The organism is Blattabacterium cuenoti (assembly GCF_014252455.1).
Lineage (GTDB): Bacteria > Bacteroidota > Bacteroidia > Flavobacteriales > Blattabacteriaceae > Blattabacterium > Blattabacterium cuenoti_R.
This window is the reverse complement of sequence record NZ_CP060245.1, coordinates 567,783-581,258: the sequence shown is the minus strand read 5'-3', so window position 1 is coordinate 581,258 and position 13,476 is coordinate 567,783. Positions and strand designations below refer to the sequence as shown.

The following is a 13,476-nucleotide window of genomic DNA, read 5'->3' as shown; positions in this document are numbered from 1 at the left end:
AATGATTTTTAAATTATTATTACAATTTATTTTTAGATTATTATTTTTTTGTTTAAAAATAGGAATTGGATAATTTATTTTTTTATAAAAAATATTTAATATATCTTTTTTTTTTTTATTGAAATAATAGTTTTTTTTGGAAAAGTTTTAAGTAATTGTATTATTAATTTTATAGGAATATTTATTTTTTCTTTTGAATATTTTTTTACACATATTTTAACTTTTGTAGTGATAATATTATTTTCTAAATCTGAAATTAAAATAATTAATGTTTTTTCTAAAATTTTAAAAGTAAAATATCCTGAATAATTTTTAGTATTTATAATTTTAGATAAAAAATTTAATTTTTGTAATAAATAAAAGCTAGAAACAGAAAAATACATGTTCTACTTTTTTTTAAAAAAATAGCGTGAGGGGGAATTGAACCCCCGACCTCTGGGTTATGAATCCAACGCTCTAACCAACTGAGCTATCACGCCTATTATAAAAATAATAATCAATTTTTAATATTGTATAAAAAAATTGAAATTTAAAGTTAATATATTTTTAGTTCTTTTTTTTTAAGAATAAAAAAAAATATTATGATTTTTGATTTAAGTAATTATAGAAAAATTTATAAAAAAAATTCTTTAATAGAATCAATAGTTCCTTTAAGTCCTTTAAAATTATTTCATAATTGGTTTTTAGAAGAAAAAAAAAATTCTTTTAATGAAGAACTTAATGCTATGTCTATTTCAACTATAGGAAATGATAAATGTCCGGAAACAAGAATTGTTTTATTAAAAAAATATTCTGAAGAAGGTTTTTTCTTTTATACAAATTATAGAAGTTTTAAAGGAAGATCTATTCAAAAAAATCCAAAAGTTTGTATATCTTTCTATTGGCAGAAGACAGAAAGACAAATTATTATTAAAGGAAATGTTCATAAATTATCAAATTATCAATCAGATGAATACTTTTATAAAAGACCTAAAGAAAATAAATTAGGATGTTGGGCCTCTGAACAGAGTTCTATTATTCCATCAAAAAATTATTTATTAAATCAATATAATAAATGGAAATTATATTTTAAAAATAAAAAAATAAAACGTCCTTTTTCTTGGGGTGGATATGTAGTTCATCCATACAAAATGGAATTTTGGCAAGGACAACCTCATAGACTGCATGATAGATTAGTTTATCATTTAATTAAAAAAAATAAATGGAAATTATATAGATTATCTCCATAATTTTTTTAAATTAAAAATATTTCCATAAAAGAAAAATATTTTTCTTTTATGGAAAGAAAATTTATAAATTTATTAATTCTGTTCCTATTTTAAATTTAGCTACTTTTTTTCCTGGAATAAAAATTTTTTTTCCTGTTCTAGGATTAATTCCATTCCTAGGGTTTCTTTCTATTATAGAAAAAGTTCCAAATCCAACTAAAGTAACTTTATTCCCTTTTTTTAAAGATTTAATTACTGTTTCAATAAATGCATCTATAACATTTTTTACTTTTATTTTTGTAATTTCTGTTTTTTCTGCTATTGAATTTACTAATTCTGTTTTGTTCATAAATTATTAATATTCTAATGAATGAGAACAAATATAAATGAATTAATATGTTTGAGTAAAAAAAATTATTTACTGAACAAATAAATTTTTTTTTATTTTAAATCCATTTATTATATTTTTAATATTCATTTTTTTTTTACCTTCTATTTGTCCTTCAATAATAGATACAAAACCTTCATTGACTGAAATTTTCATTTCTTTTTTAGAAAAAAAAACTAATCCAATTGGAAATTTATGTATTTTTTTTATTATTTTCACAAAAAAAATTTTAAATCTAACAAATTTAAATTTATTGAAAAATAATAAAGTCCATGCAGTTGGATGAGGACTTAATCCTCTAATTTTATTATAAATATCCTTAATATATGGAGTATTCCAATCAATTTTACAATAATTAGTAGATATCTTAGGAGCATATTTTAACAATGAAGAATGAATATTTTTTTGATTAATAGGTTGAATTGTCTTTTTTATAAGACCTTTTAATGTTTTTATAATTAAAAAAATACTTATTTTTTTTAATTTATTTTCAAGTTCTCCATAAGTTTCATTTTTTTTTATTTTTATTTTTTTTTGAAAAATAATTTTTCCAGAATCTATTTTATTATTAATAAAAAAAGTAGTTAATCCTGTTATATTTTCTCCATTGATAATTGCCCAATGAATAGGGGCTGCTCCTTTATATTGTGGAAGTAAAGATGCATGTAAATTGATAGTCCCCATTTTTGGATAATTCCAAACTACTTTAGGTAAAAAACGAAAAGCAACAACAATTTGTATATCCGCTTTCCAAGTTTTCAATATTTTTAAAAAAAAAGGATCAATAAGATTTTTCGGCTGTAAAATAGGAATATGATTTTTTAGTGCATATTGTTTGATGTAATCAATAGATATTCTTTTTTTATTTTTAGGTGGATTTGGATTTGTTATAATCCCTACAATATTATATTTTTTTATATATAATTTTTTTAAAGAAAAAAAAGAAAAAAAAGTAGAACCTATAAAAACAATCCTAGGATATTTTTTCATATAAAAATAATATTTAATTTTTTTTAATTTAAAATCACTAATTTTATTTTAAAATTTTTTAAAAAAATTATTATTTATTGAAAATAAAATCAATATAATTTTTTTAGTATTTTTGAAAAAAATTTGAATCTTTATTTTATTTAATAAAATAAATAATAATTATATGTATTGGACTTTAGAATTAGCTTCTCATTTAGAAGATGCACCTTGGCCAGCGACAAAAGATGAATTAATTGATTTTGCTATTAGAACTGGAGCTCCATTAGAAGTAGTAGAAAATCTTCAACAATTAGAAAATGGAGAAGGAGAAGTTTTTGAATCAATAGAAGATATTTGGGCTGATTATCCACGTGATGATGAAGATTTTTATTGGAATAGAGATGAATATGAACTTTAAATTTTTGTATTATAAAATATTAAAATGAGTTTATTTAGAACAATATTTAATAAATTATTAGGAAATAAAAATGAAAAAGATCTTCAAAAGGTTAAGAAAATTTTAATTTATCTTAAAAAAGAAGAAAAACAAATATCATTTTTATCAGATGATGAATTAAGAAATAAAACCAAAGAATTTAAAAAAATTATTAAAAATTATACTAAAAAATTTTTTAAAAAAAATAAATATTTTATTGAACAAATCAAAAAAAAATCTTATTCTTTAAATTCTTTAGAAAATTTTTCTTTTCAAAAAGAAAAAAATAAAGAAGAATATGATAAAGAAGAAAAAAAAATATTAAATCATCTTTTATATAAAGCTTTTGCTGTAATTAAAGAAACAGCAAAACGTTTTAAAGAAAAAAAAAAACTTGTAGTAACATGTACTCCATTTGATGAAAAAATTTCAAAAAGTAAATCTTATGTAAAATTACATAATAATATGGCCATTTGGACAAATGAATGGGATGCATATGGAAAACCTATTATTTGGGATATGGTTCATTATGATGTTCAATTAATGGGAGGGATTGTTTTACATCAAGGAAAAATTGCTGAAATGGCTACAGGAGAAGGTAAAACATTTGTAGCAACATTAACAGCTTATCTAAATGCTTTACCTGGAAAAGGAGTACATATTGTAACAGTGAATAATTATTTATCTAAAAGAGATGCTAATTGGATGGCACCTTTAATGGAATTTCATGGATTAACAGTAGATTGTATTGATCATTATCCATCTTCTAATATTTATATGCGTAAAAAAGCTTATTTAGCTGATATTACTTATGGAACTAATAATGAATTTTGTTTTGATTATTTACGAGATAATATGGTATCTTCTAAAGAAGATTTGGTTCAAAGAGAATTAAATTATGCTATTATAGATGAAATTGATTCTGTTTTAATAGATGAAGCTCGTACTCCATTAATCATTTCAGGACCCGTAATTTCAGATAAAGATAATAGAAATGAATTTAAATTTTTTAAAAAAAAAGTAGAAGATCTTATTAATAAACAAAATATAGAAGTAAAAAATTTTTTTATAAAATCTAAAAATTTAATTCAATCTGGAAATAAAAAATTAGGAGGGTTTAAACTTTTTCAAGCATATAGAGGTTTACCTAAAAAAAAATATTTAATTAAATTTCTCAATGAGGATAATATTCGTTTACTTTTACAAAAAGTAGAAAGTCAATATTTACAAGATCATGGAAGAGAAATGTATCAAGTAGATAAAGATTTATATTTTGTAATTGATGAAAAAAATAATACTGTAGAATTAACAGATAAAGGAATTGAATTTTTATCTAAAAATGCAGAAAATACAAGTTTTTTTATTATTCCTGATATTAATTTAGAAATAATTGAATTAGAAAAAAAAAATCTTTTAAAAGAAAAAGAAATTAAAGAAAAAGAAAAACTTTTAAAAAATTTTACAATTAAATTACAAAGATTACATATTATTAATCAATTACTTAAAGCGTATACTTTATTTGAAAAAAATATAGATTATGTAGTATTAAATGGAAAAGTAAAAATAGTAGATGAACAAACTGGTCGCATTATGGAAGGTAGACGTTATTCTGATGGTCTTCATCAAGCAATTGAAGCAAAAGAAAATGTATATATAGAATCTCCTAGTCAAACTTTTGCAACAATTACTTTACAAAATTATTTCAGAATGTATAAAAAAATATCTGGAATGACAGGAACTGCTGTAACAGAATCTAATGAATTTTGGGATATCTATAAATTAGATGTAGTAGTAATTCCAACACATAAAAAAATACAAAGAAAAGATTTTCAAGATTTTGTTTTTAAAACTAAACGTGAAAAATATAATGCTATTATAGAAAAAATTATTTTTCTATCTAAGAAAAAAAAACGTCCTATTCTTGTTGGAACTACTTCTGTAGAAGTTTCTGAATTTCTTAGTAGAGCTTTAAAATTTAAAAAAATATCTCATAACGTTTTAAATGCTAAATTACATGATAAAGAAGCAGAAATTATAGCAAAAGCTGGTTTTCCTGGATCTGTTACTATAGCTACTAATATGGCAGGAAGAGGTACGGATATAAAATTATCTAAAGAAGTAATACAATATGGAGGATTAGCTGTTTTAGGAACAGAAAGACATGATTCTAGAAGAGTGGATAATCAATTAAGAGGACGTTCAGGTCGACAAGGAGATCCTGGTAGTTCTCAATTTTATGTATCCTTAGAAGATAATTTAATTCGCTTATTTATTGATTCAGAAAGATTATCTAAATTAATGGATCATTTTGGACATAAAGAAGGTGATATCATACAACATTCATTATTAACAAAATCTATAGAAAGAGCACAAAAAAAAATAGAAAGTAATAATTTTAGTATGCGGAAACGTTTATTAGATTATGATGATGTAATTAATAAACAAAGAGAATTTATTTATCAAAAAAGAAAAAATGCTTTATGTGAAGATGAATTAAGTTTAGATATTTATAATATGATATATCATCTATTAGAAATATTAATAAATCAATTTGTTAATGATTTTAAAAGTTTAGAATATGAATTTTTTCAAATTTTTCATATAAAATTTCCATTTAAAGAAACAGAATTTTTTTCTTATAAAGATAGTTATTGTATTGATAAACTTCATAATATAATTTTGAATTTTTATAAAAAGAAAAAAAAAAAATAATTAATCAATATATTTTACCAAAAATATCTTTATTAAAAGAAATAAATAGTATAATAAAATATCAATTTCATATAATAATAATTCATGAAGGAATTCATATCAGTTATATTTCAAATATAAAGGATATTTATGATAGTAATGGATTTTTTTTATTATCTATGTTAGAAAAAAAAATTATATTGTATTTTTTAGATGATAAATGGAAAGAACATTTAAGAGAAATGGATAGTTTAAGATATTCAGTACAAAACGCTGTTTTTGAACAAAAAGATCCTTTGATAGTTTATAAACAAAATGCTTTTCATTTATTTCAAGAAAGAATTTATGAAATTAATAAAAAAATTATTTCTTTTTTCCTTAATTTTACTATCATAAAAAATGATATTATTTGCATTAATAATAAAATGATTGATTCTTTTTTAAAAAAAAATAGAAAAAAAATAGGTAGAAATATAAAAATTAATATTCGTCATTTAATTACAGGGGAAATTAAAAATATAAAATTTAAACAAGTAGATTCTTTTTTAAAAAATGGAGAATGGGTTCTAGAAAATAATAATTTTTAATTAACGATAGTATTTTTTATTAAAAATAAAACAGATATTTTTTATTACATCTTTTTTTATTATTTTTTGTTATATTGGAATAAGTTTATGCTCCATAAAAAATAGTTATGATAGTATTAATAAAATCCCATATAATAAATTTGGTGTTGTTTTAGGTACTTCTAAATATTTATATGGAGGTGGTGTAAATGCTTATTTTAAATATAGAATAGATGCGGCTTATTTACTTTTTGTTCATAAAAAGATTCGTTATATTATTGTTAGTGGAGATAACAGAAATAAAAATTATAATGAACCAAAAATGATGAAAAAAGAATTAATGAAAAAAGGAGTTCCTGGATATTTAATATATGAAGATTTTTTTGGTATCAGTACTCTACATTCTATATTAAGAGTATATAAAATATTTAATAAAAAAAAATTTACTATTATTTCTCAAAAATTTCATAATGAAAGAGCTATTTTTATTAGTAAATTTTTAGGATTAGATGTTATAGGTTTTAATGCAAAAAGTCTTTCTTTTGATTTTAAAATACAATTAAGAGAAATTTTTGCTAGAATTAAAGTTTTATGGAATCTTTTTCTTCTTAAGAAAGATATGATAAATATTTTTTAAAAATTTTAGCATTATTATACGGTTTAGTATTTACCTCTAAGAGAAAAGGGGAATTTGATGTATTCCAAAAAATGGATAAACTTTTTTTTAAAGAAAAAATATTGGATACTTTTTTATATTTAAAATTATACATTTCACAAATTTTTTTTGCAGTAAAAATATGTTTCGTTACAAAAAAATTAATTACTTTTTTAGATAATTTTTTTTCTTTTATAATATTAAAAATATTTCCTCCTCCATTATTAATTAATATAATTCTAAAATTATTTGGTATATAATTATTCCATAAAGCATTACTATCGTAAAAAAAACTTATATCTCCAATAATTATAGTTACTCTTTTTTTACTATTTACAGAAAAACCTATAGCAGTAGAAAGAGATCCATCTATTCCTGATGTTCCTCTATTACAATATGATTGTATTGTAGATCTTTTTTCATCAAAAAGTTGATAATATCGTATGATAGTACTATTTCCTAATTGCAAAATAGAATGATCTGGAATAAATTTAAAAATTAAAAATAATACTTTAAGATCTGAAAAACTTTTTTCTTTTTTTAGAAAAAAATTATTTTTTTTTTTTAAATTTATTCTTAATATTTCCCATTTATGTTTATAATCTGAATCAATTAAATCATTAGTATAAAAAAAATTAAAAAATATTTCTGGTTTTATAGGAAAAAAATGAGTTAATTGATAATAAGTATCTGGATAATTTTTTAAATTATCTTCTATATGCCAATGATATTTCGGAGGATATTTTCTTAAAAAGAATTTAATTTTTTTTGATAAAATATTTACACCAATAGTTAATAAAATATGAGGTTTAAATTGAATCCAATCTTGGTCTTTCATATTTACAATTAGTTTATCTATGCAAGAAAAAAATAAATGTCCATCGATATTAGATGTATTATCTGTAAAAATTACAATAGAAGGATCTATATTTAATTTTTTTAAAAATTTTTCCATTTTTTTTTTTGAATGATATAAACCTAATAAAATCATTTTTTTTTTGGATTTTTTCCATATATATTTTTGTTTTTTATAATATTTAGTTTTATAAAAATAATTTTTTATAGAGAAAGAATGAATAATTTTAGGTTTTACTTGTAAAAAATTAGTAGTTCCATAAAGAGGTTCTGAAAAAGGAATATTTATATGTATTGGTTTATTTGTTAAAATACAATTATTAATTGATTCATTAATTAATCGATCATTATACCATAATCCTATTTTAGATTCATCTTCTGTTAATTGTATAGAAGTTACTACATGATTTTTAAAAATATTTTTTTGATAAATAGTTTGTCCTTCAAATATATCTACAATTTCTTGAGGACGATCTGCTGTAATAAAAATAAGAGGCATTTTTTGATAAAATGCTTCTGTGACTGCAGGATAATAATTAACGACAGCAGATCCAGAGGTACAGCTAAGTACTACAGGTTTTTTAATTTGTTGTGCAATTCCTAAAGCAAAAAAACCAGCACAACGTTCGTCAACAATACTATAAGTTTTAAAAAATTTATTTTGTGTAAAATGTATAATAATTGGAGCATTTCTAGATCCTGGAGAAATAATTATTTGATTAATAGATTTTGCTATTAAAATTTCTCCTAAACTTTGTACAATTTTTTTATTAGAATATATCATCAGGATATAATAATATCTAATCCTATTAAATCAAACCACCATTAACATTTAATACAGATCCAGTAATATAATTAGATAAATCAGAAGCTAAAAATAAGCTACAATTAGCTATATCTTGAGGAGATCCTGCTCTTTTTAATGGAATATTTTTAATCCAATTTTCTTTTATTTTTAATGAAAAATGATCATTCATTTTTGTAGATATATAACCAGGAGCGATGACATTACAACGAATATTTTTTTTTCCTAATTCTTTAGCTATAGATTTAGTAAATCCAATAATTCCAGCTTTAGATGCTGCATAATTAGATTGTCCAGAATTTCCTGTTATTCCTATTACAGAACTCATATTAATAATGCTTCCTTTTTTTTGTTTAATCATGGGGGCTATAACATATTTAGTGATATTAAAAATAGAATAAATATTAGTTTTAATAACTTTATCCCAAGTTTTTTCAGACATTCTTAATAAAAAATTATCTTTTATAATTCCTGCATTATTAACTAATATATCGATATTTCCAAATTTTTTAATAATTTTTTGAATAAAATTTTTGGAATCATTAAAATTATTCAAATTAATTTCGTAAGATTCTACATAATTTTTTAATTCAAAAGTTAATTTATTTGCTTTTTGTTTTGATTTACAAAAAGTAAATATAACATATGCTCCATGTTTTACAAATGTTTTTACAATATATTCTCCAATATCACCTGATCCACCTGTAACTATTGCTATTTTATTATGTAATAGTTTCATATCCATATTTTTTTTTATGATAATTATTTATAATTTTTAATATAAAATTTAATTGTTCTTCTCTACTTAGAAAAGTATTATCTATTTCTATAGAATTAATAGATTTTTTTAAAGGAGAATTTTTACGAGAAATATCTATCATATCTCTCAATAAAAGATTTTTTTTTATTCTTTCAAAAGAAATATTTTGTCCTATTTTTTTAAAATTTTGATATCTTCTATAAGCACGAACTTCTATAGATCCTTTCATAAAAATTTTTAATTCTGATTGAGGAAAAATTATAGAACCAATATCTCTTCCATCCATTACAATTCCTTTTTTATTTTCAAAATTTTTTTGTATGATAGTTAATTCATTACGAATTTCTGGTATTCTAGCAATTAAACTAACTTTATTTTCTATTTTTATTGAACGTATTTTAGATTTTACATTTTCATTATTGAAAATAATATCTGTCTTATTATATTTTTTATTATATTTAAATTGAAATTTAATATTTTTTATTAAAGGAATAAAATTTGTTATATTCCATAAATCGCTATTAAAAATGTTTTTTCTAATACCTAATAAAGCTATACATCTATACATAGCACCTGTATCTATATAATCATATTTTAATTTGTTAGATAGATTTTTAGCTAAAGTACTTTTTCCAGAAGATGAATATCCATCTATAGCTATAATCATTTTTTTATTCATGTTTTTTTATAAGTCATTAATTCATATTTATATGATAATAATTTATAATAAAGTTTAACTACTAAAAAATCTGTAGAAGATTCTTTTTTATTAGGTAAAAGTTCAACAATATCAAATCCTATAACTTTTTTTTTTTCAAAAACCATTTTTAAAAATTTTAAAGTTTGATACCATAACATTCCTCCTGGTTCTGGAGTTCCTGTTGAAGGAGTTATACTTGGATCAAAAACATCGATATCTATACTTAAAAATACATTTTTAGAAAGTCTTGTAATTGCTTTATCCATCCATAAATCATTGATAAAAATTTCATGACCATAAAATATATTTTCTTTTTTTATATATTTCATTTCTAATATATCCATACTACGAATTCCTATGTGTATAATAGGATATTTTTTAGAAGCTTCATGCATAGAACATGCGTGATTATAAATATTTCCATTATATATTGATCGTAAATCTGCATGAGCATCTAAATGAAGAATACTCATATTTTTATATTTTTCTCCAAAGGCACGAATACTACCTATAGATATGGAATGTTCACCTCCAATAAGAGTAACAAATTTTTTTAGTAACAGATATTTTTTAGTAATATTATACACTTTTTTTATCATTTTTTTTGAAGAAATAAATGAAGAATTGATAATAGGGGGAACAATAAAAATACCTCTTTTATAAACTTCTGAATTGGTTTCAATATCATATAATTCCATATATTTTGATGCATATAAAAAGGAATTAGGTCCTTTTTTAGATCCTTTTTTCCATGTAGATGTATAATCATAAGGAACTGGAATAAGGACTATTTGAGATTTTTTCATTGTTGCATATTTTTTAGGAATATTTGCAAATGTTTTTTTTTTCATAAAAAATATTTTTTAATATCCTAATATTTTTAATATTTCTTCAGGATTTTGAGAATTACGAAAAATTTTATAAAAAAATTTTTTTTCTTTATTTTGATTAATAAGAATATGAATAGGTTGTGGGATTAAGCAATGATGAACGCCTCCATATCCACTAATAGTATCTTGATAGGCTCCTGTATTAAAAAAACCAATATAAAGGGGAATTTTTTTATGAAAATAAGGAAGATAAATAGCATTAATATGTTGTTCTGAATTATAATAATCATCACTATCACAAGTAAGTCCTCCTAAAAATACTCTTTCATAAGAATCATTCCAACGATTAATTGCCATCATAATAAATCTTCTACTTATAGCCCAGGTATCAGGTAATGTAGTCATAAAAGAACTATCTATCATATTCCATTTTTCTCTATCATTTTGTTTTTTTTGACTAAGTATTTTATAGATTATTCCACCACTTTCTCCTACTGTATAAGTTCCAAATTCCGTATATATATGTGGTTCTGAAATATTTTCTTTTTTGCAAAAATTTTTTATTTGATAAATAATTTCATTAGTCATATATTCATAATTATATTGAAATGACATAGATGTTTTAATAGGAAAACCTCCTCCTATATTCAAAATATCTAATTCTGGAGAAATTTTTTTTAATTTAGCGTAAATATGTAAACATTTAAAAAGTTCATTCCAATAGTATGCTGTATCTTTAATTCCAGTATTAATAAAGAAATGTAACATTTTTAATTCTATTTTAGGATTATTTTTTATTTTATTTAAATAAAAAACAATGATATCTTTATAACCTATTCCTAAACGTGAAGTATAAAATTCAAATTTTGGTTCTTCTTCAGAAGCAATACGAATTCCTAATTTAAAAGGAGAATGAATAAAAAAATTTAATTTTTCTAATTCATCAATATTATCTAATATAGGAATAGTATTATAAAAACCAGAATTAATTAAATTTGATATATTTTCTATATAATTATGAGTTTTAAATCCATTACAAATAACTTCAATATTTTTATTTGTTTTACCTTTTTGATAAAGATTTTTAACAATTTCTATATCATAAGCATATGAAGTTTCAATACTAATATTATTTTTTAAAGCTTCCTCTAATACAAAGGAAAAATGAGAACTTTTTGTACAATAACAATAAGTATATTTATTATTATATTTATGATAATGAATGGCTTTTTTAAACCATTTTTTAGCTTTTTGTATATTTTGAGAAATTTTTGGTAAATAAGTAAATTTTAAAGGAGTTCCATATTTTTTAATAAGATCTATTAAAGAAATTCCATGAAATTCTAAAAAATTATTTTTAATAGTAAATTCTTCGGATGGAAAATCAAAAGTTTGATGGATAAGATCATAATATTTAATTTTCATTTAAATTAAAATTAGTTATATAATTTTTTTATTATTATAAATTAAAAATTTTTTTAAAAATATATCTATATTTCCATTCATAACAGAATTAATATTTGTAGTTTCATAACCTGTACGTAAATCTTTTACTAATTTATAAGGATGCATAATATAATTTCTTATTTGAGATCCCCATTCAATTTTTTTTTTTTTAGATTTAATTTTATTTTTTTTTTCATTTTTTTTAATCATTTCTATTTGAAATAATTTTGATTTTAAAATTTGTAAAGCTTTTTGTCTATTTTTTATTTGAGAACGTGTTTCTGTATTCTCAATAATAATACCTGTAGGAATGTGATATAATCTTACTCCTGTTTCTACTTTATTTACATTTTGTCCACCTGCTCCACTAGATCTAAAAGTATCCCATTTAATATCAGATAATTTTAATTTTATATTGATATTCTCATCTATTAAAGGATATACAGAAACAGAAGAAAAAGAAGTATGACGTTTAGAATTAGTGTCAAAAGGAGAAATTCTAATTAATCGATGAACTCCATTTTCACCTTTTAAATATCCAAAAGCATATAATCCATTAATTTCTAAAGTAATAGATTTAATTCCTGTAATATCTCCAGGAATAAAATTAATATGTTTAATAGTATATTTATTTTTTTCACTCCACATAATATACATTCTCATTAACATAGAAGACCAATCACAACTTTCAGTTCCACCTGCTCCAGCAGATATTTGTAATATAGCATTTAACATATCTTCTTTTTCTGAAAGGAGATTTTTTAATTCTAATTTTAATAATAATTGATGAGTTTTAGATAATTGTATTTGAAATTCTTTTTCAAGGTTTTCTTCTTTAGATAAAGAATATATAATTTCTAATTCTTCTAAAGAATTTTTTAATTTAAAAAAATCTTTTATACATGTTTTCATAATATGTAACCGTTTAAAAGATTTTTTATATTTTAAAGAATTTTTCCAAAAATTAGGAGTCAAAAATTTTTTTTGTTCATCTTCAATATATATTTTTATTTTTTTTATATTAAGAGTATTATAAATTTTATTAATTTTTTCTGAAAGAAACTTTATTTCTTCTTTTTTTATCATATATATTTAATGTAAAATAAAAGTTATCTAATAAAAAAAATATAAAAAATACAAAAATTTTATCATTGATAAATTGAATTA

Annotated in this window: 14 protein-coding genes and 1 tRNA gene; 5 read left to right on the top strand and 10 right to left on the bottom strand. The window is 20.7% G+C overall.

The annotated features are described in order from the left end of the window. Nucleotides 1–95 precede the first annotated feature (95 nt). Entirely contained in the window at nucleotides 96–383 is a 288-nt protein-coding gene (locus tag H0H56_RS03075) for a hypothetical protein (RefSeq protein WP_238858471.1), read from the bottom strand. Between the two features lie 22 nt (nucleotides 384–405). Further along, a tRNA-Met gene (locus H0H56_RS02845) sits at nucleotides 406–479 on the bottom strand. A 102-nt stretch (nucleotides 480–581) separates the two neighbouring features. On the opposite strand from H0H56_RS02845, the gene pdxH reads away from it, so the two are divergent. After that, complete coding sequence (pdxH, locus tag H0H56_RS02840; RefSeq protein ID WP_185873820.1) at nucleotides 582–1,229, top strand: pyridoxamine 5'-phosphate oxidase; 648 nt, start codon at nucleotides 582–584, stop codon at nucleotides 1,227–1,229. 61 nt (nucleotides 1,230–1,290) lie between these two features. Here the strand turns inward: pdxH and H0H56_RS02835 are convergent, their stop codons facing one another. Beyond that, complete coding sequence (locus tag H0H56_RS02835) at nucleotides 1,291–1,557, bottom strand: HU family DNA-binding protein (RefSeq protein WP_185873819.1); 267 nt, start codon at nucleotides 1,555–1,557, stop codon at nucleotides 1,291–1,293. A gap of 69 nt (nucleotides 1,558–1,626) precedes the next feature. Continuing rightward, entirely contained in the window at nucleotides 1,627–2,586 is a 960-nt protein-coding gene (gene fmt, locus H0H56_RS02830; protein WP_185873818.1) for a methionyl-tRNA formyltransferase, read from the bottom strand. 163 nt (nucleotides 2,587–2,749) lie between these two features. Here fmt and H0H56_RS02825 point away from each other — a divergent pair, with 163 nt between their 5' ends. From H0H56_RS02825 to H0H56_RS02810, 4 genes are all read left to right on the top strand, one after another. Next, nucleotides 2,750–2,983, top strand: a complete 234-nt coding sequence (locus H0H56_RS02825) for a DUF2795 domain-containing protein (RefSeq protein ID WP_185873817.1) — start codon at nucleotides 2,750–2,752, stop codon at nucleotides 2,981–2,983. A 24-nt stretch (nucleotides 2,984–3,007) separates the two neighbouring features. Continuing rightward, nucleotides 3,008–5,713 (top strand): preprotein translocase subunit SecA, encoded by a 2,706-nt coding sequence (locus H0H56_RS02820; protein ID WP_185873816.1) that lies wholly within the window; start codon nucleotides 3,008–3,010, stop codon nucleotides 5,711–5,713. Between the two features lie 158 nt (nucleotides 5,714–5,871). Continuing rightward, nucleotides 5,872–6,279 (top strand): hypothetical protein, encoded by a 408-nt coding sequence (locus H0H56_RS02815; protein WP_394798894.1) that lies wholly within the window; start codon nucleotides 5,872–5,874, stop codon nucleotides 6,277–6,279. 25 nt (nucleotides 6,280–6,304) lie between these two features. Then, complete coding sequence (locus H0H56_RS02810; RefSeq protein WP_317167317.1) at nucleotides 6,305–6,895, top strand: SanA/YdcF family protein; 591 nt, start codon at nucleotides 6,305–6,307, stop codon at nucleotides 6,893–6,895. Here H0H56_RS02810 and menD read toward each other — a convergent pair. From menD to prfB, 6 genes are read right to left on the bottom strand one after another with little or no spacing between them, the layout of a single operon-like run. After that, the gene (gene menD, locus H0H56_RS02805) at nucleotides 6,867–8,552 is read right to left on the bottom strand and encodes a 2-succinyl-5-enolpyruvyl-6-hydroxy-3-cyclohexene-1-carboxylic-acid synthase (RefSeq protein WP_238858470.1); all 1,686 of its coding nucleotides are present in this window, start codon (nucleotides 8,550–8,552) and stop codon (nucleotides 6,867–6,869) included. The genes H0H56_RS02810 and menD overlap by 29 nt on opposite strands. A 25-nt stretch (nucleotides 8,553–8,577) precedes the next feature. Continuing rightward, on the bottom strand, nucleotides 8,578–9,312 hold the full coding sequence (gene fabG / locus H0H56_RS02800; protein ID WP_185873815.1) for a 3-oxoacyl-[acyl-carrier-protein] reductase: 735 nt from the start codon (nucleotides 9,310–9,312) through the stop codon (nucleotides 8,578–8,580). Further along, complete coding sequence (gene cmk / locus H0H56_RS02795) at nucleotides 9,296–10,012, bottom strand: (d)CMP kinase (RefSeq protein WP_185873814.1); 717 nt, start codon at nucleotides 10,010–10,012, stop codon at nucleotides 9,296–9,298. Before cmk ends, fabG begins: the two co-directional genes overlap by 17 nt. Beyond that, nucleotides 10,009–10,884, bottom strand: a complete 876-nt coding sequence (gene speB / locus H0H56_RS02790) for an agmatinase (protein WP_185873813.1) — start codon at nucleotides 10,882–10,884, stop codon at nucleotides 10,009–10,011. Before speB ends, cmk begins: the two co-directional genes overlap by 4 nt. A gap of 12 nt (nucleotides 10,885–10,896) precedes the next feature. After that, the gene (locus H0H56_RS02785) at nucleotides 10,897–12,288 is read right to left on the bottom strand and encodes a type III PLP-dependent enzyme domain-containing protein (protein WP_185873812.1); all 1,392 of its coding nucleotides are present in this window, start codon (nucleotides 12,286–12,288) and stop codon (nucleotides 10,897–10,899) included. Between the two features lie 15 nt (nucleotides 12,289–12,303). Next, entirely contained in the window at nucleotides 12,304–13,395 is a 1,092-nt protein-coding gene (gene prfB / locus H0H56_RS02780) for a peptide chain release factor 2 (protein WP_185873811.1), read from the bottom strand. Nucleotides 13,396–13,476 lie beyond the last annotated feature (81 nt).

Coding starts and splice junctions, on each gene's coding strand:
- H0H56_RS02820 (WP_185873816.1), top strand. CDS start 3,008: ATGAGTTTATTTAGAACAATATTTAATAAATTATTAGGAAATAAAAAT.
- H0H56_RS02835 (WP_185873819.1), bottom strand. CDS start 1,557: ATGAACAAAACAGAATTAGTAAATTCAATAGCAGAAAAAACAGAAATT.
- H0H56_RS02825 (WP_185873817.1), top strand. CDS start 2,750: ATGTATTGGACTTTAGAATTAGCTTCTCATTTAGAAGATGCACCTTGG.
- H0H56_RS02785 (WP_185873812.1), bottom strand. CDS start 12,288: ATGAAAATTAAATATTATGATCTTATCCATCAAACTTTTGATTTTCCA.
- fmt (WP_185873818.1), bottom strand. CDS start 2,586: ATGAAAAAATATCCTAGGATTGTTTTTATAGGTTCTACTTTTTTTTCT.
- fabG (WP_185873815.1), bottom strand. CDS start 9,312: ATGAAACTATTACATAATAAAATAGCAATAGTTACAGGTGGATCAGGT.
- speB (WP_185873813.1), bottom strand. CDS start 10,884: ATGAAAAAAAAAACATTTGCAAATATTCCTAAAAAATATGCAACAATG.
- H0H56_RS03075 (WP_238858471.1), bottom strand. CDS start 383: ATGTATTTTTCTGTTTCTAGCTTTTATTTATTACAAAAATTAAATTTT.
- H0H56_RS02815 (WP_394798894.1), top strand. CDS start 5,872: ATGTTAGAAAAAAAAATTATATTGTATTTTTTAGATGATAAATGGAAA.
- prfB (WP_185873811.1), bottom strand. CDS start 13,395: ATGATAAAAAAAGAAGAAATAAAGTTTCTTTCAGAAAAAATTAATAAA.
- menD (WP_238858470.1), bottom strand. CDS start 8,552: ATGATATATTCTAATAAAAAAATTGTACAAAGTTTAGGAGAAATTTTA.
- cmk (WP_185873814.1), bottom strand. CDS start 10,012: ATGAATAAAAAAATGATTATAGCTATAGATGGATATTCATCTTCTGGA.
- pdxH (WP_185873820.1), top strand. CDS start 582: ATGATTTTTGATTTAAGTAATTATAGAAAAATTTATAAAAAAAATTCT.